Below are 21,107 nucleotides of genomic sequence, written 5' to 3'. Positions count from 1 at the left end.
ACGGTCAGGTCGGAGGCGATCGGGTACAGCTATTGCCGAGCTTGGCCCACCTGTCTCGCGAGTCGTCTGTACTTTTCGGCCAGCTCAACATGGCCGCCGGTCTCCAGCTGGTGGAGATCGGCTCGGCCGCGGTCCAGCGCGTCGGACAGGAGCAGCGCGCGGCCGCGTTCGATCGTGGTCACGGCGGCCGCGAGGGAGCCGATCTTGGCGTGTGCGTAGCCCGCCGCCGCCGCTTGCCCGGCCGCCTCGCGGAGCCAGGTCTCGCTGTGCCCGCGGACGATCTGCACGCGGAACAGGCGTTCCATCGCTTGGAGCGCCAACTCGTGAGCCAACGCCGACTCGGACCAGGAGCGGCGGGCATCCGCCCACGTGGACCAGTCGCGGGCGGCGTACAGCGCGACCGCTGTGGCGCTTTTGAGGCTGCTCTCGCACGCGAGGTGATAGATCTCCGCGGCTTCGCGCAGGTCGGCGGGGCGCGATAGCCGTGCATGGCGTTGCCGCAATGCGTTGGCGAGGTTCGCGCGGTAGCGAGGGAGGTCCGGGTCGTCGGGGTGCGCGCGCCGCACCGCTCGACGCAGGTGGTGAACGGCGCGAAGGACGTCCAGCAGGGTCCGGTTCCGTGCCAGAAGGCCGGCACCGTAGTTACTGAGCCTGGAGACGTGGTCGTCGGAGTTGCGCGGTGTGAGCCAGAGCGCCCGCCGCTGCGCGGACATAGCCTCAGCAAGGTCACCGCTGTCACGATCGCGGGCGTCGGCGTCACGGGCGTGGGCGTCGTGGTTGAGGCGGTAGCGGGCGGTCAGTACGGTCCCTAGATTGTCCAGGTATGTGGCGCGGCTCGGTGAACTCGGCGCCTCAGCGGCGGTGCGGGAGTAGGTGATCGCTTCGTCGAGATCGGCGCGATCGCCGATGACGTCGTGGCGTTCGGCGAGTATGGCTGCGAGGTTGCCCAGGATGCGAGGCCGTTCATCATTGTCGTCGGGAACGAGGCGGGCCGCCTGCTGCTGCGTGGCGATGGCTCCTTCGAGATCAGCCAATTCGCCGGTCCGCGTATAGCGGTCGTGGAGTGCGTTGGCCAGGTTGCCGAGCCGCTGGGCTCGGGTGGCCGCGCGGCCTGCGTCGGTTGTCAGCGATCTCCTGCAGCAGACGATCGCCTCTTCCAAGTCGCTTTCGCGGCCGTCCAGCAGGTAGAGCAGGCGAAGGCCACTGCCGAGGTTGCCCATGTAGCGCCTCCAGGACGGACTGCCTTCCGGAACGGCTCTCGCGACGGCTTGGCGGGAAAGATCGACAGCACGTTCCACATCCGCGCGGCGGCCCGTCGCCAGGTACCGATCGCGGAGGCAGTTGGCAAGGTTGTTCCAGTGGGCGGGCAGCGCATTTGCGTTGGGTTCGGACTCCAGGACCCGTTCGTAGATGGCGATCGCATGGTCGAGTGTGGCGATGCGCCCGCGTCTCACATATTGCTCGCGCAGGACGTCTGCCCGGCCTGCCAGGCGCGATGGCAGGTCAGGCGATGCGTTATGAGTCGCGCGGGAGGCTCGGCGGTAGGCGCTCAGCGCGGCCTTAAGGTCACCTGGCCGACCGGTCTCCATGGCTCGGGTTTGGAGGGCGTTGCCCAGGTTCGCCAGGAACATCGCATGGTCGTCGGTGCCGTGTTCCGCCCGCTGCACCGCCGTTCGGAGAGCCGCCACCGCGGCGTCTAGATCGTCGCGGTCGCCCGACACCTCAAACGACTGGACGAGGGCGTTCCCGAGGTTGTTCAAGTAGAGCGGGGCGTCCGGCGATCCCTCAGGTAGGAGGGCGACGGCCTGATGCGCCAACGCGACCGCTCGTGGCAATTCCTCGACACTGCCACGGGCACAGCGGTCGGCGAGCGCGTTGCCGAGATTGTTGAGATACATCGGCAGGTCCGGATCGTCGTCTTCGGCCAAGGAGATCGCGTTCTCGAAGCGTTCAACGGCCTCGTCCAGCATCTCTGGAGAGCCGTCCGCGAGGTAACGCTCCTGGAGGACCGTGCCGAGGTTGCTGAGATACATCGCCCGCTCCGGCGCGTCCGCCGCCGCCTCGACGCCCTCGTTCAGCCAGGACGTCGCAGTCGCCAGATCATCAGAACGTTCGTGCGTCACGCGAAAGCGACGCAGCAGCGCCCCCGCCGCCCGGCTCAACGCGTCCGCGCGTTCGCCGGTATCGACTTGCATCCGCTGAATTTCATCCACGACGGCCGACCATGCGGTGACGGCACGATCGCAGGCGGATGTTCGTTCAGTTTCCTCGGCCTCCTTGTCCGCTGCGAGCGCCACTTCCACCAGCTGCCGGAAGTCAGGCATCAGATCTCCAGGGTCGATTCCAAAGTACGTACTTGGTGGGCGGCCAGCCGGTAGCGGTCCGCCAGGTCGGGACGTACGGCGGCCAGGCGGCTCAGATCCGCCCGGTCGCGTTCGAGTGCGATCGAAAGCAGACGCGCCCGTCCACGTTCCAGACGGACGGCCGCCTCACCCGGCTTCCCCAGGGACATCAGCGCGTGCGCGGCCCCCATGGACACGTCGGTCACCGTTGCCAGCCAGGTCTCGGCTCCATCCCGGGTGATCTGAGCGCGGACCAGATGTTCGGTCGCCTCGATCGCGTGATCGTATGCTTCGGCCGCTTCGCCGTAGGCCTCTCTCTCGCTGGCCCATAGCCCCCAGGACCTGCCGGCCATCAGCCGGACTTCGGTCTTCGTGTTCAGGGCGAGCCGGCAGGTTCGCCGGTAGATGTCGATGGCCTCGGTGAGATCCGCCGGTTCTTGTGTCAACTCGTGGCAGGTGCTGAGCGCACGCGCCAGGTTGTAGAGGTGGCCCACGAGCTCAGGGGAGTCATGGCGCGTGGCCTCGACCGCTTGCCGGAACATGCGGACGGCCTCGTCGAGCTCCGCGGCGTCGTCCGCGACCGAGGCGTGGTCGAGCAGGCCGTTGCCGAGGTTCGCCATCACCGAGGGCCGCCACGGAGAACTGTCGGGAACGATCGCTACGGCCTGGCGATAGGCGGCGAGCGCCTGTTCCAGCATGTGCGGATTCCCCGACAACTCGGCGAGCGTCCGCAGCGCGCCTCCCAGATGGCTGAGCCGGGCGACACGGTCGGGGGCGTCGTCCGCAGTGAGCGCCAGAGCACGGTCGTGCGCCTCGGCGGCCCGCGCCGCGTCGGCTTCGGTGCGGTAACGAACGGCGCGAACGCGCAGGCCGGTGCCAAGCTGGTCCAGGAATAGCGGAAGCTCCGGAGATGAGGGCGGCAGGGCCGCCACCGCCCGTTCGTGGGCGGCGATGGCGAGGTCCAGATCGGCCAGGTCTCCGGTGTATTGGAAGCGTCCGAGCAGTGCGGTTCCGAGGTCACAGTCGCGCGACGGCGCTTCGGGGGAATCGGGTGGGGTGGCCTCGCCCGCCTCCCTCAGCCTGGCGATTCCCTGGTCGAGATCGTCTGGGATGCCGTACCGGTCGTACTTGAGAACGAGCAGGCCGCCCAGATGAGCGAGCAGGGACGGTAGTTCCGGTGAGGAGCCGGGGCTGAGATCGACGGCTCGTCCGGCTGCCGCGACCGCGCCTTGAAAGTCGTCGTCATCACCGGTGCGGATATGACGTTCCGACAAGGCGATAGAGAGATTGCCCAACGCGCGCGGGTGCTGGACTTCGTCGACCGGCGTTGTTCCCGCCGCCTCGCTGAGGGCGGTGACGGCCCGTTCGAGATCCAGCCGTGCGCCGAGGCGTTCGAAGCGCGTGATGAGTGCCCCGCCCAGATTGGTCAGCACGGCGAGCCGGCGACCGTCCGTCGCCTCGATCTGTGCCTCGACCCGTTCAAGCAGGCCAATCGCGCCGTCAAGGACGGAGCCACCGCCGAAGACAGAGTCGCCGCCGGGGGCGGGGTTGCCATCGCCGAGGACGAGGGTGGCGCTGCCGAGGGTGGGGGCGGTGGCGCTGGGGGCGGGGTTGGCGTTGCCGAGAGCGTGGTGTTGGCGCAGTGCGATGGCGAGATTAGTCATGTACGAGAGCCGCTCGGGGACACCCGGGGGCGTGTGCGAGACGGCTTCGCGCAGAACGGTGACGGCGCGGTGGACATCGTCCGCGGCGCCGTGGCGATCGGCCCGCGCTAGCAGAGCGAGACCGAGGTTGGCGAGAGCGGTGGTCCGGGTCGGAACGGCGATGGCACGGTCGACGACCGCTTCGCCGACCTCGATGGAGGTGTCGAGATCTCCGGTGTGGCCATCGCGTTCGTACCGTTGGAGCGCCGCCGCGGCCTCGTTGGCCAGTGCGACCAGCTCATCGTCGTCCTCGTCGGCAGTCAGTTCGAGGAAGACCTGATCCGACCCGATCTCGCGGCAACGCCGCAGCACCGCCCTGTAGTAGTCGTAGTGATCGGCCGTGTCATGGTCGCCGACCCTGCGCGCGACCGTGACGAGGTCGGAGAGCAGTTCTTCCGCCTCCTGACCGGCGAGTTCCGGGTGGCGCGCCAAGAGGCGCCGAGACCGATCCCAGCTCGGAGCCTCGGCGAATCGTTCCAGGAGCCGCGCCAGCTTCCTCCGCCGCATCACAGCTGAGGATACTTGCCACGATCGTGTGGCGGCGGGCACAGGTCACTGCGGGAGGCGTTGAGCCACATCGCGGCTCCGGCGCCATCGCCGTCGTAGCGCCATTGCCGGATGGCGTTTTCGAACTCGCCGAGCATGGCCGCGACGTTGTTGGGTGAGTGGGCCAGCGCGTCCACGTCGGTGGTGACGACCCGTTAGATGCCACGCAGGACCAGAGCGGCCTCGGTGGAGTGAGGTGGTCGGGTAGGTGGAGGAGGCTGTTGCGGAGCAGGCGTCCGCCCACTTCGCGAAGGGCTTCGGGGTCGGATCGACAGCCGAGAGTTGTCTGCTGCCAGTACCAGCTGGCGAGGGAGACCGGGTCGTCCTCGGTGGGCTGAGGAGCTGGCATAGGCAGGTCGTGGCTGGCGATGTGGTGCGCGTGGCGCCGGCAGTGGGTTAGCAGTGGGGTGCCTGGTCTGAGCTGCGGGTCTTGGAGTGTTGCCGCCAACGAGGCGCAGTGTCGGGCTCGGTTGTCGGGGACGTGTTTCGCGGCTAGGGCAATGCCGAGACCAGTTGCTTGGCCGAGTTGATGAAGGTGACGCCGTCGACCTGAAGGCATTCCGTCGCTTCAGCGCGTCCAACCCCTCCCGGACGTCCCGGCGCACGTGTTCGGCGGACGGCGTAGAGAACGCCGCGAGGCCATACCAACGCAGACGCCAGCGGCGAGGGCGGGGCAGCCAGCCCATCCGGTGGTCGTCGGGAATGGCGACCTGGGCCACGCCGTAGCGCATCTCGCCGTCCCGAGTCGCGCCGTACCGAGGACCGTCCGAAGCCTCGTTGCGGCCGCGGTTTGTGGCGTACAGGATGGCGACGCTACTTGCGTCGCAGCTCAGGAACTGCGCAGCGAGCCTCGACGCCGCGCTCGGTGAGCAACCTCGACTCGATCTCGTCCTGCACCCGCTCGTCGAGCTCCCGTATCCCGCGTATCAGCTCGAAGCCGTCCAGTTCGCGCAGCGCGTCGATCAGGTCCGGTTCTATGGTGATCAACTCGCGGCCAGGCTCGTCCGACCACGCGGTGGCGAGGGCTTCGACGAGGATCTGCGATTCGTCCACCAGGAGACACTAGGGTGGATAGACCAGTTGCCGCACCGCTCTACCGACCTGTTTCGTGCCGTCGTCCTCCCCGGGGTGCTGTGCACGACCGGCCGTGGTGGGCGGACGTGCCCGGGTCGCGGACAAGGAGTGCGAGCCACGCCGAGCTTTCGTCAGGATGTCAAGAAGGGCGGGTGTCCGATCCGGGGCAGTGGCCGATCCGCCGGCCTCGGCGGAGAATCGTGAGGCATGACGGTCGGCGCGGCCAGAGGCGAACCGGAGCGGTCCATCGCGTATGGCAAGGAGCTGCTGGCGCGCTATCGCGACCACGGTGACCCGGCAGATTTGCGCCGAGCCCGGGCGGCCTACCAGGCGGCGGCCGATGCTCCGTCGGCCGGATCAGGGGATCGGTTGGCGGCCCTAGACGGGCTCGGTGAGGTCGGGTGGCAGCTGTACCGGGCCGGCAACGACGTCGCCGACCTCGACGAGGCGGTCGCCCGGTTCGACGAGGCGCTCCGCGCCACCCCGCCGGACTCACCAGGCCGGTCGATGCGTCTGGCCAACCTCTCGACCAGTCTGCTGGCCCGCTTTCACAACACAGGTGACGTCGACTGGCTCGACCGCACGGTGACCGCGGCGCGCCAAGCGGTCACGCCGGTGGCCTTCGAACATGCCAACGAGGGCGGGGAAGCTGACCAGGCCGAGCAGGCACGCCAGTGGTCCGTGCTGGGCCAGGCGGTCTATGCGCAGTACCAACGCAGCAATGAACTGCGGGACCTCGGCGAAGCGATCGACGCCTTCCGCACCGCCGTCGCGCTGGCCCCACCTGGCCCCTCCCTCGCCGGCTGGCGATACAACCTGGCCCAAGGGCTGCTCGAACGCTTCGAACAGCTGGGAGCCCGCGCCGACCTCCACGACGCGGTCGCGATGTTCGTCGACGCTGTCGAGTCGGTGGCCCCCACCGCGCCGGCCCGGGCGATCTTCCTGTCCGGCCTGGGTGACGCCCTTGACGTGCGGTACGGAGTCGATGGTCAAGAAGGCGACCTGGATCGGGCGATCAAAGCGTTGGACGAATGCGTCGCGCTGACCCCGCCGCCGGACGATCCGTCCGGCGTGTTCTTACTGTTGGCGATGCGCCAGCATAGCCTGGGAGCGGTTCGGCACGAGCGCTACCGCGCTCAGGGTGACCCTCAAGACCTAGCGGCGGCCTTGCGCGCGCTGGAAGCGGCGGTGGCCGCGACGCCGGCCGGCACGCCAGCCCTGGCCCGGCATCTGGCGTCGCTGGCGAACGCTTGGTCCGCGGAGTACGACATCACCGGCGACGTCGACCGGCTGGACAAGGCGGTGATCGCCTATCAGCGCGCTTTGTCACTCGTCAGCCCGACCGCGGGAGCTCGCGCCACCTACCTCGACAACCACGCCGCGGCCCTGCTCGCTCGGCACGAACGCACCGGCAGCGTCGACGATCTCAACGAGTCCGTTCACCTGTCGGGCCAGGCCGTGGAAGCGACCCGAGAGCAGGCGGTCGCCGCGGCCGGAATGCTCAACAACCTCGGAAATCGGCTGCGCACACGGTACGAGCACACCCGCGACCGGGCCGACCTGGATAAGGCGATCGAGGCGTTTGAACGCGCGGTGGAACAGACCAACCCCGGCTCACCCGATTACGGTACCTACCTGGACAACCTCGGCAACGGCCTGTCTGACCGGTACACCGTTAGCCGCGACCGGGCCGATCTGGAGCTGGCGATCGCGCGGTACCGCGAAGCCGTCGACGAACTGCGGCCCGGCTCGCCGGAGCGACCGCGGTGCCTGACCAACCTCGGTACCGCCCTGCTCGACTGGTACCTGGATACCGGCGACGCCGACGCCCTCGACCGCGCCGTCGCCATCTTCTCAGACGTCTCTGCCGAGACGCCGCCTGCATCGCCGTATCTGCCAATGCGGCTGAACAACCTCGGCATTAGCCTCAAGCACCGATACCAACGCGACGGTCGTCCCGGTGATCGGGAGGGCGGTGTCGAAGCCTTGCGCCGCGCCACGACCATCGGTGTCACCGTCGACCTGCGCTGGGCGGTGCGTGCCGCTGCCGCATGGGGAGCGTGGGAAGCCAGGGAGCACCGCTGGGCCGAAGCCAGCGAAGCATACCGGATGGCGCTGGCGGCCGACGTGCAACGCGTGGAACGTCAGCTCCGTCGCGACAGCACCGAGACGGCCCTACGGCAGGCTGCCACGCTCTATCAAGATGCCGGATACGTCCATACCCGAGCCGGGCGGCCCACCGACGCGGTCGCCGCATTGGAGCAGGGCCGGGCGGTGCTACTACGCCGCGTCCTCGACCGGGAAAACGCGGATTTGGACGGCCTGATCTCACACGGTCGGCGCGATCTGGCGGCCCGGTTCCGGCGCGCCCGCGACCGGCTTACAGTCCTGGCCGCGCCATGACCGACCACCGCTCCGTCGGGCCGTCGAGCGGTGACCCGCACCGCTCGGGAAGCGCTCCGGCGGCACTGCTCCGGCTCAGGCCGCCGCCTTGGTGAGGTGGAACTCCCCGCGGCGCCGTTCGCCTCCGCCAGCCTCACCTGGCTGCTCTTGCCGCACTACGACTACGACCGCAGACAACCCATTCCTGGCCGCCGCGCTGGCTTGCGTGGCGCGCGGCTGGTACATCGTCCCGCTCTGGCCGGGCACCAAGAAACCCGTCTTTCACGGCTACGACCGGTGCCCGCACACGGCGATCTGCGCCGAGCGGCACCAAACCTGGGAGATGTGCGCCATCAACGACCCGACAAGGCGTGGCACTGCTGGACATGGTCGTATTAGTCGAGGTCGGTCAACCGGCCGACCCTGTCGTGCTACGCCGCTACGGCGGCGGTACCTGCGACGGCGGCGCCTGAGACTACGCGCACGACGTCGGCAAGCACGGGTGGTACTCCGTCAGCTGAACACCGCGGCTGAGGCGGGGAGCGGAGTGCCTCTATACCGTGGAGACACCTCGCTCCCCGTCAAACGCCAACTGCTTCCTCAATGGTCTGAACTGCGTCGCGACCGGGGTGCGAGACGGTCGAGACCGTCGGGTGAGCGTATGTGAAGTTGATCTGCGCGTAGCTGGCCCGATACTCCTTGGGCAACTCGTTGTCCGCGATAATTACCTGGAGTCGACCAGGCAACGTGCCAACGAGGGTGGTGAGCCGTCGGTACATCGCCTCGGTGAGCTCAGTGGCTGTGTTGAGCGCCATACGCGGGCTGTCGATCAAGAGGAAAAGCGGATAGAGGCTGTCGGGCGTGCGCAGCGCGACCGCGACAAGCGAGCTCCAATAGGCGATTTGGGTGGCAGTTGTCAGTCCACCGGCCAACTGATTCTTCTTCGAGAACACGTTGCCGTTGATGACTGGTAGATAATTCTTGGGATCGATAGCCGCAGATTTGACACCGGGGATTCCGATCGCTCGAACGGTGGCCTCGAATTCTTCGCTGAGCGCGTCGATGATCTCGGCGCGACGCTCGTTCAGTGCCTGCTGCGCCAGGTTGATGTCGGCTTCCAACTGTGCTCGCTGGGAGCTGAGGGTACGCACGTGTCGATGAAGGTCGGCCACTACGTCCCACTGGCGGAGGATGGCTTCCCAACGCTCTTGCTCGCTGCGTGCGCTTGCCAACGCCTGTGCGGCATCACTGAACGCTTGCAGGCGAGGGCTGATACGTTCGGCGGTCCGCTGCTCGATCCTGCCGTTAAGCAGGTCGATCAAACGTTTCTTCTCAGCCGCAGCGTGCTCGACTGCTGCCTTCTGGCTGCTCAGGGCGACGATTTGCTCGCTCATCTCCTGAATCTGGTCTCGCAACTGCCTCGTCTCGTACTGGTCGTCGGAGGTGTCGTTGCTGACCGGGTCAGGCTGGAGACACACCCTGCAGGCACCTGCGGGGATCTCTCGCTTTTCCAGCGATTGCATGCACCGTGGGCATACCTGAAACTCGATATTGGCGAGAACAAGGTTTGCCTCGCGCATCCGGCCTAGCCTGTCCAGGTCGGCTTCGACCCGTCGGCGTTCGGCGGCGAGCTGAGACTGCCGGCGGTTGATGTCGGCGATGGTCGCAGCGAGGTCCGCGGAGCCGCGCTCAGCGTCGGCGAGCAAGTCCCGTAGGGCGCGAGTGTTGCTGTCGATCACCGGGTCCAGTTCGTCTCGAAGCTGGTCAAGGCGCTGTTGCGCTGCGCCTTCGCTCGCCTCGGCGGCGCGGAGTTGGCTCTCGGCTTCCTCTCGCTGCCTGGTGCCGCTCTCCCGCAAGAAATCGACGACAGCGGCGTACCGCGCCTCAGCTGCGGCGATCTCGCTGGTAAGCGTATTGACTTGGGCACGCAAGTCGAGTATCGCAGCTTCGGTAAGTCCGAAGAGGAGCTCGAAGACTGTGCGGCGTTTGATGTTCCGAAAGGTGTCTTGACTGTAGGCGATGTCGACGTTGATCTGCCGCTGCGGGATGTAGAGATACGTCAGGATGTCGGCGAACGTGACGCGGTTTCCCGCTTTCTTGCCTTTTTCGACACTGGCGCGAAGGTCGTCACGTAAGCCCAACGACTTCATCAGCAGCGAGTTCAGTGAATACTCGGCGTCAAGGCTGACACTGTGGTCGGGCAGGCGATCTTGAGCGATCAGGTCGGTGACGCGGACCGTGCGCTGTTTGGCGCGGTCGAGGCTGCGGGCAAGCTGAAGTCGCGCGTCACCGATTTGGACATGGAGGGTCATCGAGTTGATGTGCTCCACGGCGACCGGCGCCAGCGTGGAGTCGAGGCCGAACCCGAACTTGATCAGTTCGAGCAGGGTGGTTTTCCCGACCCCGGTGGGGCCTGCGAGCACGGTCAGGTCCGAAGGGAAGCCGTACTCGACCTCGCCCTCGGTGGTGTCGAGGCGGACCAGGTCGAGTCGGAAGCGTGTCGTCACCGGATCTCCTGCCGGTGTGGGCGGTCCATCAAGTCAGCCAATCGGTCGTAGATCCGTTCTTTGAGGTCGTGGCCGGTCAATCCGGACGAGGCCTCCGCGATGGCAGCGCTGCGCTCCGCGACGCCGACCCACTCGCCGCTGCCTGCGAGGCGCTGTGCTGCCCTTCGACCTGCGGCAGTGGGAGCGACTGCAATGCTGCCTTTCCGGGCCTTGACGTAGCGCAGCAGACCTCGGCCGATCAGTGCACCGAGGATGGCGTAGTAGCGGTCGTCCCAAGGCCCGTACTTGTACCTGATCATGGGCGCTTCCACGTCGGTCGGGGAGGCTTCGGGGTCCGAGGGAAGATGTAGGCGCGGATCGGTCTGATCTAGTTCGTCGAGCACAATGGGACCGAGCGCCGGGTATCGCACCAGGAAGTCGAGCTTGGCTAGTTTGGTCAAACCGTCGAGCTTCTTGCTATGCCCCTCCGCGCCGGCCACCGCCGCGACCAGCAACAGGACCCTCGCCTGGTGGTACGCGAGATCTTCGCGGAGTAACGCCAGTTCGGACTTCTCCAGATCGATCACGGTTGCGTCACCTCCGCTGAACGACGGTTGGCGATGACGGCATCGACGTCGAACTTCGGGCCAAACCAGATCTGGCACCGGTTCGACAGGTCGCAGAGCCCGCCCAGGGCGATCTCACTGTCCACACCTGCTGGAAGCTTGCCTGCCTCCTGCAGCTCAACCAGCTTGTCGTCCACGGCGGCCCACAACTCGTGACCGGAACGGTCGGAATCTCCCATCGTGCGGTCGCCGACCCGACGCAGCAGCCGCTCTAGGTTTCTGCGCGCCGCCCGGGCCCCTGGATCGCTGCTCTCCTGTTCACGCCAATACTCCTCGTACTCGATCCGCAGAGCAGTGGCCCGGCTGACCGCGTTCGAGGAGCACCCACCCTCGGTCATCTTGATCTCGACCCGGGAGATGGCAGGCACAGGAGGCAGAGGTCGATAAGCGCTGGGGATGGCGAGGGCGGTCGCGATCGCGGTCTGAATGTCCGCCAACGTGACCAATCGGCGAGCAATTCGCCGCCGCACATCCGGATCCGGACCTCCGCTACGGTCCCGCTGCAGCACCAAGGGAAGATCTCCATGGGTCGTCTCCCCGCGCGAGTGCATCCGCTGGCGGAACAGTCCCCACACCGCCTTCCACACCGCCACGCAGTCAGCTACGTCGTGCCCCATCCTCTCCAGAACAGGTTTGACGTACTTGGTGGGCGCAGCATCGCCGATCACCCCTTGGCTCACTTCAACGGTGACGATGGTCAAGGAAGCCAGAAAAGCTACGACCTCGCGATCTTGGTCCGCTTCCGAAACCCCGGGAGGTGTCGTGGTGCCCTTCCAGCGTTTAGCCGTGGCTTTGTCGTGAGTCATGATCGCCGTGCGTAGCTGCTTGATAACCGTTGCCTCATCCGGCGTGAACGCCAGCTCTTGCGTATCGATCTCGGACGTCCGTAGCCGAGATGCCAGTTTCTTCAGCTCGCGCGCGACCCCCGCTTTGAGACCGCCTGTCGTCACAAGGCGGCACATGGGTTTCTGCCCCAGGGCGAACCACCGGTTGAACAAGTGAGCCAACCCGCCATCGTCGGCCAACGTGTTGACCGTGGTGTACGCGCCGACATCTGCGCTTCGATGTTTGCCCGAAACAAGTTCCATGAGATCACCGCTGCCTACAACCCAGTCTTCGTGCCACTCGCACAAGACGTAGTCGTCACAGTCGGGGTCGAGAACACCTTGCCCATCGAGCGCGTCGCGGTATAGCGCGAGCCCGTCTGCGGCGGCCATGCCAGCCTGCCATTGGTACAAGTCAAACGTGTTGGCGCCCGCATCATCGAGCTGTGCGACAGCCGCGAGACCGTCGAGGTCGTCCGAGCGGGTAGGCAGCACCCATTCGCGAAGGAACTCCGAAGCTGTCGCCGTCACCGTGACCTCAGAGCCCGAGTGAGCGGCGAAGCTTGGGATTGAGTCCTCCGGCGGCACTCGCGGCACTCTATACGACCTACGACTGGCAGGACCCTACGTCGAACGGCATTACTACGACCGCGTACGAACAGGTGTTCCCGTGCTGTCGTCGACAACGAGCTGACATCCGGACTCAAGCAACCGCATCCAGGGAGCCGCCAGGCGTAGTTCGCGCATGCGGGCTACCGACTGGTCACCTTCGGCCAGCTTCCGCCACGGAATCCGAGCAGACTCGTCGATGACCTGGTCTTCGGGGATACGCACCTTCCAACCACCTCGCGAGCTGCGTTCGAGGCTCTCCGGCGTGATGACCCGCCAGTGACAGCGCTTCGTTTCCGGGTTGACCAGTAGAACCACGACGGGAAGGACGTGGTTTGTCCAGTAGCGGACGTGCTCGGCGTTCGGCCGGAACCACCAGCCGCCGTCCGGACTCGGCTCCGAGAAGAAGCTCGCACCCGATTTGATCTGGAGCGCCAGCAGCCGGGGGACGACTTCACCGGCCTCGACGATCTCCACCTGCGCGTCGATACCGTAGTCGTCGATCGGCTGTCCGCGGAACAGCCAGCCGAGTTCTTCACGATCGGCGAGGGAAACCCGGTCGACACCCACTTGTGCAGTCGTAGCTGTGTCGAGGTGGCGCATCGCGAGCTCCGTTCGCAGTATCAAAACCGTAACGAGGCCTGATCCTTGGAGCGCCACCAGGGCGATCCTTGATGCCATGCCTCTGGCCGAGGAGATCGCCGGTGAGGCTTCGTGGTTCCAGGAGCTGCTTGGGCTTCCCGACGGGGTGGTGGCGAACCCTCGTATTGGACTGCGGCGATGGCGGTTCCGCTCCTATCGCGCCGAGGCCAATCTCCAGGTGTCGGCCGAGTGGCCTTTGGTGGAGTTACATCACAACGGCGGGATCGCTTTCGCGGTTGAACTGACCGGCACCATTCGCAGGTCGAACCTCTACGCCGTGGAGGACCCTGACGTGCACTGGGTGCCGGTCAGGGCGATGGACCTGCTGGTTAGCGCGGGCGTTGCCCTGGCCTCGTCGCATATTCGCGAGCTGGGTGGCACTGGCACGATCGTGGCGCGTGCCGGCCTGCTTACAGGCGGATCAACGCCTCAGCGGCACCTCATCGCCGCCGAGCGGGCGGCTCCGGGAAGCAGCCTCCTTGAGCGCGTCGGTGGTTCTGCGCCCGTACGGGCGCCTGCCGCGGTGGAGGCCACGTTCGCCGCGGACAGCGATTTTGCTGCTCTGCGGGACACGGCTCGGCAGCTCGCAGAAGACCTCAATCATCAGTTCGGCAAGCCGTCCTGCAGCCTACCCTGATCGAGCTCTGCGATTGGTTGTCGTCCACTACTTACGCAGTGTATCTAGCGTGGCGGTTCATCGGCGTCTCCTCGGTCGCGTTGCCCGAGGGCTCCACGTAGATCGATACGACCACGCCCCTGCTTCGTCACGCCCGACGCGAGAGTTACATCGGCCACGATCTCCGGCAACTCGTCGTTGGACGCCAGTAGCCGTGTCGCAGCAATAAGCTGATCAACCTGCCAGCCGTGCAGTGCCCAGGACACTCGTTCCCCGGCCTCGATCTTGTGAGGAAGGGGCGGACCGTGGAGGAAGCCACCTGTAGGAAGGTAGTCGGTCTGATCAGTCGAGAGCTTCCACTGCTGCACGTAGACGGGTAGACGTCCCGCGTTGTGTACCTCAACGATGACAGCGGGGTCCTCGTACCCTTGGCGGCGAAGCTGTCCCATCGTTTCGGCTGTCATCCTGGGTGCGATCAACATCCCTTCGCGACCCACAGCGCCTTGAAGGAGGTTTACCTTCACGCGCCCACCGGATAGGAACCAGGAGAGAACCTGCCAGCCGAACGCTGAACCCGACACCAGGAGGGCAACAGCCGATAGTACGAACGACGCGACAGTCATGATCGCTCAGTACCCCAAACGTACCAAGATCTACCGTCAAGTTTCGTGCGGCTCCGAACAGCGCAGGGCCGCACCTACAAGGTCAGTCGACGTCGAAGACCCGCTTCCAGTGCTTTATCGTGCTGAACGCCTTCTATCGCAGAATTGGGGTGTGGGCAGACGATTGATCCGAGCCAACGCGATTGCTCGGCCGTTCGCGCCTGCGATCATCGGAGCGTTCGTCGCGATCGCGGCGGCGTGTGCAGGCTTCCACGAGCCACCCAACCTCTTCCAGCTCGTAAGCATGGTCACAGGAGCCGCCCTGGCCGCCCTGGTCGCACCGAATTTTAAAAAGATCTGAAAATTAGGCTACTAAATACGTAGTCAGCTTCTGGCGTTACACAGCGTCGTCAGATGCTCAAATCGTCACAGCTCCGCACCGGCTCAGGACTTAACGCCCGCTACGACAGAATCTGCGTTTGGCGAGGCAACCAGGTCGACGCGCAACCGCTGCACTGCGGTCCACGCCGACGTTCGTCGCGATCGCTGCGCGAACGCGTGCGGGACGGCCTCGACGCGAATCGTTAGCGCCGAAACGTAACGAGCCCCCGACCGTTGATCGATGAACCAGCCACGGAGTCGAGAGCGAGAGGACAGCGCAGAGGTGCCCGCACAACGCGCCACGGTGATCGGACTCGCCCAGTTCGACGGGCACGAGAGCCTCGGCTACGCGCCGGAGCTGGCCGACCGGGTTGGTGCTCTCCTGTCCCGGTTCGGCTACCAGGTCGAACACGTCGTGGACCAGAATGCCTCCAGTGCGGAGCTCGGCGCCGGTGTGACCGGGTTCCTCGCGTCGGGCGGGCCCGACGACCTCGCGATCGTGCACCTGACTACCCACGGCCGTGCGGGCGCCGGCGACTCGACCGTCTTCGCGCTCGGGTGTGACTGCGCGGTCGCGGACGGCGCGAGCATCGGGCACTGGCTCACCATGCAGGAGGCGGCCGGGCGGCCTCGCACCCTTTTCCTGCTCGACCTGTGCTTCGCGGGCACGGTCGCGCGGCTGCCGTGGCTACAGCAGCTAGAGACGCCGTTCCGCGGCTGGGTGATCGCCGGCGGCCGGCCGGGCGCGCCGACGTTTGACGGCCGGTTCAGCCAGGCCGTGGTCAACGTCCTCGAGGCGATCGACCGCGGCGAGTTGGACGTGCACAGCGGCCTCGCGCACATTCCGCTGCCCATCGTGGCCAGGGCGATCCGACACGAGGTCGAGCGGCTCGTCCAGGCCGACGACGCCTACGAGCAGCACGTCACCGCGACGATGCTGGATATCAGCGCCGACGACGACCCGCCGTTCTTCCCCAACCGCGGTTTCGACGCCGGTGCGCGGCCCCGGCTACGCGCCGGCATCGACCCCGGCGTGCTGCCGTTCCTCGACGATCTCGACGAGGGACTAGACGTGCGGCACTTCCTCGAGCGCGCGACCGGGCTCGGCAGGCTCACCGACGGCACCACACTGGTCGGCTGCTTCACCGGTCGGGAGGAGCAGCTGCGGGACGTGGCGCCGTGGCTGTCCGACGGCGACGAACCGCTGCTGATCGTCACCGGCAGTCCCGGCGCCGGCAAGTCCGCACTGCTCGGGGTGCTCGTCTGCGCGGCCAGCCCGGACCTGCGGGAGCCGACCAAACCAATCTGGCGGCAGGTCGCGCAGGCGCCGATGCGCAACCCCGACCTGGCCGCTGTGCACGCACGGCAACGTGGCGTATCCACCATCGTCGCGTCGATCGCCCGCCAGTACAACCTGCCCGAGGCACTGTCCACGGAGGACGTCATCACGGTGTTGCGGCAGCGGCAACGCAGACCGGTTATCGTGCTCGACGCGCTTGACGAGGCCGACAACCCCGTGCGGATCACGAACGAGTTGCTTCTGCCGCTCGTCTCCCGCGACGAGCCGGGCGAGCCGGTGCGGCTGCTGGTCGGCACGCGGCCCTACGACGTCTTCGAATCGCTGTTCGCCGACGCCCGCGTGGTGGATCTCGACGACGTCGACCACACCGCGCTGCGCGAAGAGATCCTCCACTACGTCATCAAGCTCATGCGCAGCGTCCAGGATTACTGCACGGCCGCGGCGGCCGCGGTGATCGGGCCGTTCGCGCACAACGTCGCCGAACGCCTCGTGCCGGTCGGCGACGCCGAGCGGCCGTGGGGGCCGTACCTGATGGCCGGCCTCTACACCCGTCATGTGATCCACAAGCACAAGGACGAGCCGCTGACCGACCCGGAGGTGGCCGCCCAGCTCGGCGCCAAGGTACGTGTGGAGCTGGGGGACATCCTCGAGCTGGACCTGGAGATGCAGGCAGGCCGGCCCTGGCTGCGTCCCGTGATGACCGCGCTCGCCTACGCCCAGGGCGCCGGCATGCCGGTCTCCGTCCTCATGCGCGTGGCGCGGGTCTTCGCGCCGCACCAGCCGCCGCCGACCGTCGCCGACATCCGCGGCGCCCTGCACGACGCCAGCTTCTACCTGCGGCAGGGCATGGACACCGACCGCAGCAACCTCTACCGCCTGTTCCACCAGGGGCTCGCGGAGGCACTGGCGCTCGATCCCTTTCCCCAGGCGGGGGAGTACTTCGACGCGCTGATCGCTCCACTCGGGTCGGCCAGTCACCGCTGCTGGGACGCGGCGGAGCCTTACGTCTTCCGGTTCGTCGCCGACCACGCGCAGGTCGCCGGCCGGCTGGCCGAGATCGAACGTGACTTCGCGCTGTTGCTGCACCCCACCTTTCAGCGGTTCGCGGAGAACGCCGACGAGTCCCGGGCCTCGTACGAGCTGGCATTCCTGGGGCGGCTGGTGGCCGAAGGCGCCTCTCCGGAGGACGCGGCCCTGATCGCCGTGCGGGCCGGCCTACTGCAGTTGGCCCAACACGCCGCCGACCAGGCGGGGCTGGTGTGGCGGCCGAGGTGGGTGCTGGGCGATCCCGGCCCGGAGCAGCCGACGCCCGAGCACACGAACTTCAAGCCTGTCACCTTGCCGGAGCTGGGCGAGCAGACCACCGAGGGCACGGTGACGCGGTGGTTGAAGCAGGTCGGTGATCGCGTCGAGGTGGATGAGCCGTTGCTGGAGGTATCGACGGACAAGGTGGACGTCGAGATCCCGTCCGCCATGGCCGGGGTAGTGGCGCGGATCCTCGTGGGCGAGGGCAAGGAGGTGCCTGTCGGCGGGCAGCTCTGCGCGATCGCCGAAAACGTCGAGGTCTACGCCCAGATCCGCGATGTGGTGACGCCCGCGGTGCTGTCGTCGCCGAGCATTATGCGCTTGGACTCTTTGGGGGAAACTGTCACGGAAGGCGTTGTGATGCGGTGGCTGAAGCAGGTCGGTGATCGCGTCGAGGTGGATGAGCCGTTGTTGGAGGTATCGACGGACAAGGTGGACACCGAGATGCCGTCTCCGTGCGCTGGTGTGCTGCTGCGGATCGCGGCCGACGAAGACGCGATCGTCGAGGTCGGAGGCGAACTCGCGGTGATCGGACCGGCAGAGCTGCTCGGTGCGCCCGACGAGCGGCCGAACCTCGTCACCGCCGTCGGATCGGTCGACGAGGAGGTGGCCGTCGGCTGGGGTGACGGTTCCGTGTGGTTCGTCGAGCCCGAGGACGGCAGGCTAACTCGTCACTTCACTGTGCCGGGACCGGTGACGGGGATAGCCGGCACGGTGATCGGGGGCGCCCCGAGCGTGCTGGTCGAGTCCGCGGATGCGAGTTGCTGGTTGTGGGCCGGTTACTCAGACAACCGCGTGCTCGAGGTGAGCCGTAACTGGCTCCGGCCGCCGAACACCTTGTCCGCTCATGTCGTCGCGCCGGAGGGCCTCGTTGTCGTGGTGACCAACCAGGACACCAACCTGGTCCTGTTGAAGGGGCTTTCCGAGGGCACACCGAGTTGGACTCAGCTCGGCCGCCACCAGGGGTGCACGGTCGCCACAGGTGCCTACCTCCAGGGGCGGTCGGTCGTGTTCACCGGTGGCACGGACGGGACGGTGCGGGTGTGGGACCTCGTGACGCGCTCGTTGACCCACACGATCCCAGTCGGCCGGCCCGTGTGGCAGATCACCATGTGGCAGAAGAGCAATCGCCTCCTAGTTCACGCGGGTGGCGAGCTGATCGCGTTCGAGTACTGGAGCGAGTGAATGAGGCGAGTCGTTGGTGTGCACGGGATCGGCAACTACGAGTCCGGCTCCCCGTCGGACGCGGCGGCCGCGTTGACCGAGCGGTGGCGGGCGAACCTGCCCGGCGTCGACCTCCTGGTGTCCTACTACGCGCATCACCTCCGCCGCGGCACCAGCCACGGGGACGGTCACCTGGAACCCGAGGCGCAGGAGATGTTCGTCGCGTGGGTCGACCAGTTGCGTGGGCAGCCCGCCTTCGCGCACGGGGAGCGGACGGCGGGTGTGCGGGCGGCCGCGGACTGGCTCACCCGGCACTTCGGCGAGGCGGTGCGGCTGCTGGCGATGGCGTTCTGCCGCGAGGTGCACACCTACCTGCGCAAGCCGGACTCGCCACGCCGTCTCGCCGCCCGGCAGACCGTCGCCGAGGCGATCGGTGCGCACCGGCCCGATGTCGTTGTCGCGCACTCGCTCGGCAGCGTCGTGGCGTACGAAACGCTGTGGGCGCACCAGGATCACGACGTCGACCTGCTCGTCACGCTGGGCAGCCCGCTCGCCATGCCGAGTGTCGTGTTCCCGCGTCTCCTGCCGGACCGCGCGTCGAAGCCGCCGCGGGTCCGGCGCTGGGTGAACATCGCGGACGTCGGTGACATCGTCGCGATCCCGCGGACCGGGCTGTCGGGTTACTTCGTCGGTGTGGAGCGGGATGTGGACGTGGTCATCGGCAAGAACGACTTCCACACGGTCGCGTCTTACCTGCGGTGCCCGGAGGTCGCGGCGGTCATCAGCTCATCGTGACTTGCAGGCGGCGTCGAGTCGGCCGATACGGTCGGCGAGGCCGAGTGCCCGGGCGCCCTCGACAAGCCACCGAGATCACCGCCGGCGGCTAGCCCCTGGAAGGCCGACCTCATCGTCATCGACGCACCGGGGCTGAAACCCGGTCGCCGCAGCCTTGCACGCCACCGCCGGCGACATCGAAGCGGTTATAATCGCCGGCACTGGCGCAAACGCGACCACACCCCTCCTCGACGTCGACCTCGACACCGTGCGAGACGAGCTCCACGAATCCTCGGCCCGGCTGCTCCCCCACCTCGCGGGCCGATGAGCACGCGGAACGAACACAGGAGCCGGACCCCGTACCGAGCTGCTGGCCGCGGCGAAGCGACTGTTCGGTGAACGCGGCTACCTCGACACCAAGATCATCGACATTGCCGCCGCGGCCTGCCGCGCCGTCGGCTTCCTCGCCGTCCTGCGCAGCGAACTCGCCGGGACAGCGATGCCCGGCCGGCGACGACCCGATCCGCGAGCACGTCACGGCCTGCTGGACCGCACTGCGCACCCACCGCCCTATCGCCATCGCCCTGCTCCAGTCGGCGACCGCCGCCCCGGACGATTGCGGGACGAGCTGACCGCCTGCACAGCCCCGCTGCGCAAGCACCGGCCCGGAGACCGCGACCGCCGGATCTCGGCCATCGCCGCGCCCTCGTCTCATACCGCCGGGTTCAGCAGCCGCTGAGTCCCATCCAGACCGCCGTCGTCACCGGCGCCAGCCGCGGCCTCGGGCGCGCAATCGCCGCCGCGCTCGTCGCCGCGGGCACCCACGTCGTCAGTATCGCCCGCGACGCCGACACCCTGCGCGAGGGTCAGGGAGAACTCGGCGAAGGCTTCACGCCCGTCGTTGCCGACACCACCGACGAAGCTCTCGCCGAGGCCGTGCTGGCGGTGGTGTGCCTCGCCGTGGCCGCGCTCACCACGGGTACCGCATTCGCGGCGAATCCGGCGCCGGTCATCCCGTGGCGGCGACCGACTCGCCCGCCACGATCATCGCGAACGCGGCGAACGTCGTACCCTCTCCGCGGCAGCTGGCCTGGCAGCGACTGGAGCGGATGGCGTTCATCCACTTCGGCGTGAACACCTTCACCGACCGCGGGTGGGGCACCGGCACCGAGGATCCGAACGTCTTCCAGCCCAGCAGTCTGCTCTCGATTTCGCGAAGGCTGGGTGTGCGTCGGTCACCTTCGGCTGGCACCTCGTTCACGAAAGCAGCCGACCCCTTTGTTGGTGGTATCGGTATGAGATGACCATGCGACGACGTCTGCGGCCAACGCACAGCGTGCGTCCCACGAGCTGCCCTTAGCGGCCTCAATGCGGGAGGCCCCCTTCACAAAGCCGATCATGACGCTCGTCCGGCCGGACTACACGGCCCCGGCTGATCCTGATCGGCTGCATCGAACTCCCGTTGGCTGCAGATGCGCCACATGTTCGAAACGAGGGCACCGCAGTCCTCTCACCAATTTTACTGGGGCATAGCTGGGGCAAACCCCCTGTTACAACTGCTCTGAACAACACACGGTTGCAAGCAACAGCACCGAAGCGCATCATTTCACTAGGCGATTCTCTATCGTTGCAGGTCAGCGCCATGATCGACCCTCACTGGCAGTGAGGGGGTCAGGGGTTCGAGTCCCCTTAGCTCCACCCTGACGAAACACCGCCCGCCGGGTCGAAAGA

The 21,107-nt window shown here is 67.1% G+C and carries 16 protein-coding genes and 2 pseudogenes; 8 read left to right on the top strand and 10 right to left on the bottom strand.

Features of this window, described 5'->3' with window-relative positions:
• Positions 1–29: 29 nt before the first annotated feature.
• The 4 genes from ACFVYA_RS13570 to ACFVYA_RS13555 all read right to left on the bottom strand — a co-directional run bounded on the left by ACFVYA_RS13570 (position 30) and on the right by ACFVYA_RS13555 (position 5,644).
• Positions 30–2,324 carry a hypothetical protein gene (locus ACFVYA_RS13570; protein ID WP_387044895.1) on the bottom strand — a complete coding sequence of 765 codons (2,295 nt, stop codon included), beginning with the start codon at positions 2,322–2,324 and terminating at the stop codon, positions 30–32.
• Positions 2,324–4,552, bottom strand: coding sequence for a hypothetical protein (locus ACFVYA_RS13565; protein WP_387044894.1), 2,229 nt, complete (start codon positions 4,550–4,552; stop codon positions 2,324–2,326). The genes ACFVYA_RS13570 and ACFVYA_RS13565 overlap by 1 nt, the downstream gene beginning before the upstream one ends.
• Positions 4,552–4,728 (bottom strand): hypothetical protein, encoded by a 177-nt coding sequence (locus tag ACFVYA_RS13560; protein ID WP_387044893.1) that lies wholly within the window; start codon positions 4,726–4,728, stop codon positions 4,552–4,554. Before ACFVYA_RS13560 ends, ACFVYA_RS13565 begins: the two co-directional genes overlap by 1 nt.
• 676 nt (positions 4,729–5,404) lie before the next feature.
• Positions 5,405–5,644 (bottom strand): hypothetical protein, encoded by a 240-nt coding sequence (locus tag ACFVYA_RS13555; protein WP_387044892.1) that lies wholly within the window; start codon positions 5,642–5,644, stop codon positions 5,405–5,407.
• 228 nt (positions 5,645–5,872) lie between these two features.
• On the opposite strand from ACFVYA_RS13555, the gene ACFVYA_RS13550 reads away from it, so the two are divergent.
• Positions 5,873–8,068, top strand: coding sequence for a tetratricopeptide repeat protein (locus tag ACFVYA_RS13550; protein ID WP_387044890.1), 2,196 nt, complete (start codon positions 5,873–5,875; stop codon positions 8,066–8,068).
• A gap of 560 nt (positions 8,069–8,628) precedes the next feature.
• On the opposite strand, the gene ACFVYA_RS13545 is transcribed toward ACFVYA_RS13550, so the two are convergent.
• From ACFVYA_RS13545 to ACFVYA_RS13530, 4 genes are read right to left on the bottom strand one after another with little or no spacing between them, the layout of a single operon-like run.
• The gene (locus ACFVYA_RS13545) at positions 8,629–10,554 is read right to left on the bottom strand and encodes an AAA family ATPase (protein ID WP_387044889.1); all 1,926 of its coding nucleotides are present in this window, start codon (positions 10,552–10,554) and stop codon (positions 8,629–8,631) included.
• A complete protein-coding gene (locus ACFVYA_RS13540; RefSeq protein ID WP_387044888.1) occupies positions 10,551–11,120 on the bottom strand; it encodes a hypothetical protein in 570 nt (189 codons plus the stop codon). Before ACFVYA_RS13540 ends, ACFVYA_RS13545 begins: the two co-directional genes overlap by 4 nt.
• Entirely contained in the window at positions 11,117–12,571 is a 1,455-nt protein-coding gene (locus tag ACFVYA_RS13535; RefSeq protein WP_387044886.1) for a hypothetical protein, read from the bottom strand. The genes ACFVYA_RS13540 and ACFVYA_RS13535 overlap by 4 nt, the downstream gene beginning before the upstream one ends.
• A 54-nt stretch (positions 12,572–12,625) precedes the next feature.
• On the bottom strand, positions 12,626–13,195 hold the full coding sequence (locus tag ACFVYA_RS13530; RefSeq protein WP_387044885.1) for a DUF4365 domain-containing protein: 570 nt from the start codon (positions 13,193–13,195) through the stop codon (positions 12,626–12,628).
• Positions 13,196–13,271: 76 nt separating this feature from the next.
• Here ACFVYA_RS13530 and ACFVYA_RS13525 point away from each other — a divergent pair, with 76 nt between their 5' ends.
• The gene (locus ACFVYA_RS13525) at positions 13,272–13,871 is read left to right on the top strand and encodes a hypothetical protein (protein ID WP_387044884.1); all 600 of its coding nucleotides are present in this window, start codon (positions 13,272–13,274) and stop codon (positions 13,869–13,871) included.
• 44 nt (positions 13,872–13,915) lie between these two features.
• On the opposite strand, the gene ACFVYA_RS13520 is transcribed toward ACFVYA_RS13525, so the two are convergent.
• Entirely contained in the window at positions 13,916–14,473 is a 558-nt protein-coding gene (locus tag ACFVYA_RS13520; protein WP_387044882.1) for a hypothetical protein, read from the bottom strand.
• A 151-nt stretch (positions 14,474–14,624) separates the two neighbouring features.
• On the opposite strand from ACFVYA_RS13520, the gene ACFVYA_RS13515 reads away from it, so the two are divergent.
• From ACFVYA_RS13515 to ACFVYA_RS13500, 4 genes and pseudogenes are all read left to right on the top strand, one after another.
• On the top strand, positions 14,625–14,813 hold the full coding sequence (locus ACFVYA_RS13515; RefSeq protein WP_387044881.1) for a hypothetical protein: 189 nt from the start codon (positions 14,625–14,627) through the stop codon (positions 14,811–14,813).
• Positions 14,814–15,074: 261 nt separating this feature from the next.
• Positions 15,075–16,376, top strand: a pseudogene (locus ACFVYA_RS13510) (AAA family ATPase); the annotation flags it as partial.
• Positions 16,377–17,411: 1,035 nt separating this feature from the next.
• Positions 17,412–18,008: pseudogene (locus tag ACFVYA_RS13505) on the top strand (biotin/lipoyl-containing protein); the annotation flags it as partial.
• Between the two features lie 615 nt (positions 18,009–18,623).
• Positions 18,624–19,397 carry a serine peptidase gene (locus tag ACFVYA_RS13500; protein WP_387044880.1) on the top strand — a complete coding sequence of 258 codons (774 nt, stop codon included), beginning with the start codon at positions 18,624–18,626 and terminating at the stop codon, positions 19,395–19,397.
• Between the two features lie 115 nt (positions 19,398–19,512).
• Here the strand turns inward: ACFVYA_RS13500 and ACFVYA_RS13495 are convergent, their stop codons facing one another.
• Positions 19,513–19,938, bottom strand: a complete 426-nt coding sequence (locus ACFVYA_RS13495) for a hypothetical protein (RefSeq protein ID WP_387044879.1) — start codon at positions 19,936–19,938, stop codon at positions 19,513–19,515.
• Here ACFVYA_RS13495 and ACFVYA_RS13490 point away from each other — a divergent pair.
• Positions 19,821–20,510 (top strand): SDR family NAD(P)-dependent oxidoreductase, encoded by a 690-nt coding sequence (locus ACFVYA_RS13490; protein ID WP_387044981.1) that lies wholly within the window; start codon positions 19,821–19,823, stop codon positions 20,508–20,510. The genes ACFVYA_RS13495 and ACFVYA_RS13490 overlap by 118 nt on opposite strands.
• Positions 20,393–20,680, top strand: a complete 288-nt coding sequence (locus ACFVYA_RS13485; RefSeq protein WP_387044878.1) for a hypothetical protein — start codon at positions 20,393–20,395, stop codon at positions 20,678–20,680. Before ACFVYA_RS13490 ends, ACFVYA_RS13485 begins: the two co-directional genes overlap by 118 nt.
• The last annotated feature ends 427 nt before the right edge of the window (positions 20,681–21,107 follow it).

This window comes from Amycolatopsis sp. NPDC058278 (assembly GCF_042881395.1).
Classification (GTDB): domain Bacteria; phylum Actinomycetota; class Actinomycetes; order Mycobacteriales; family Pseudonocardiaceae; genus Amycolatopsis.
The sequence above is the reverse complement of the archived record's forward strand: the minus strand, read 5'-3'. Positions and strand labels throughout refer to the sequence as shown.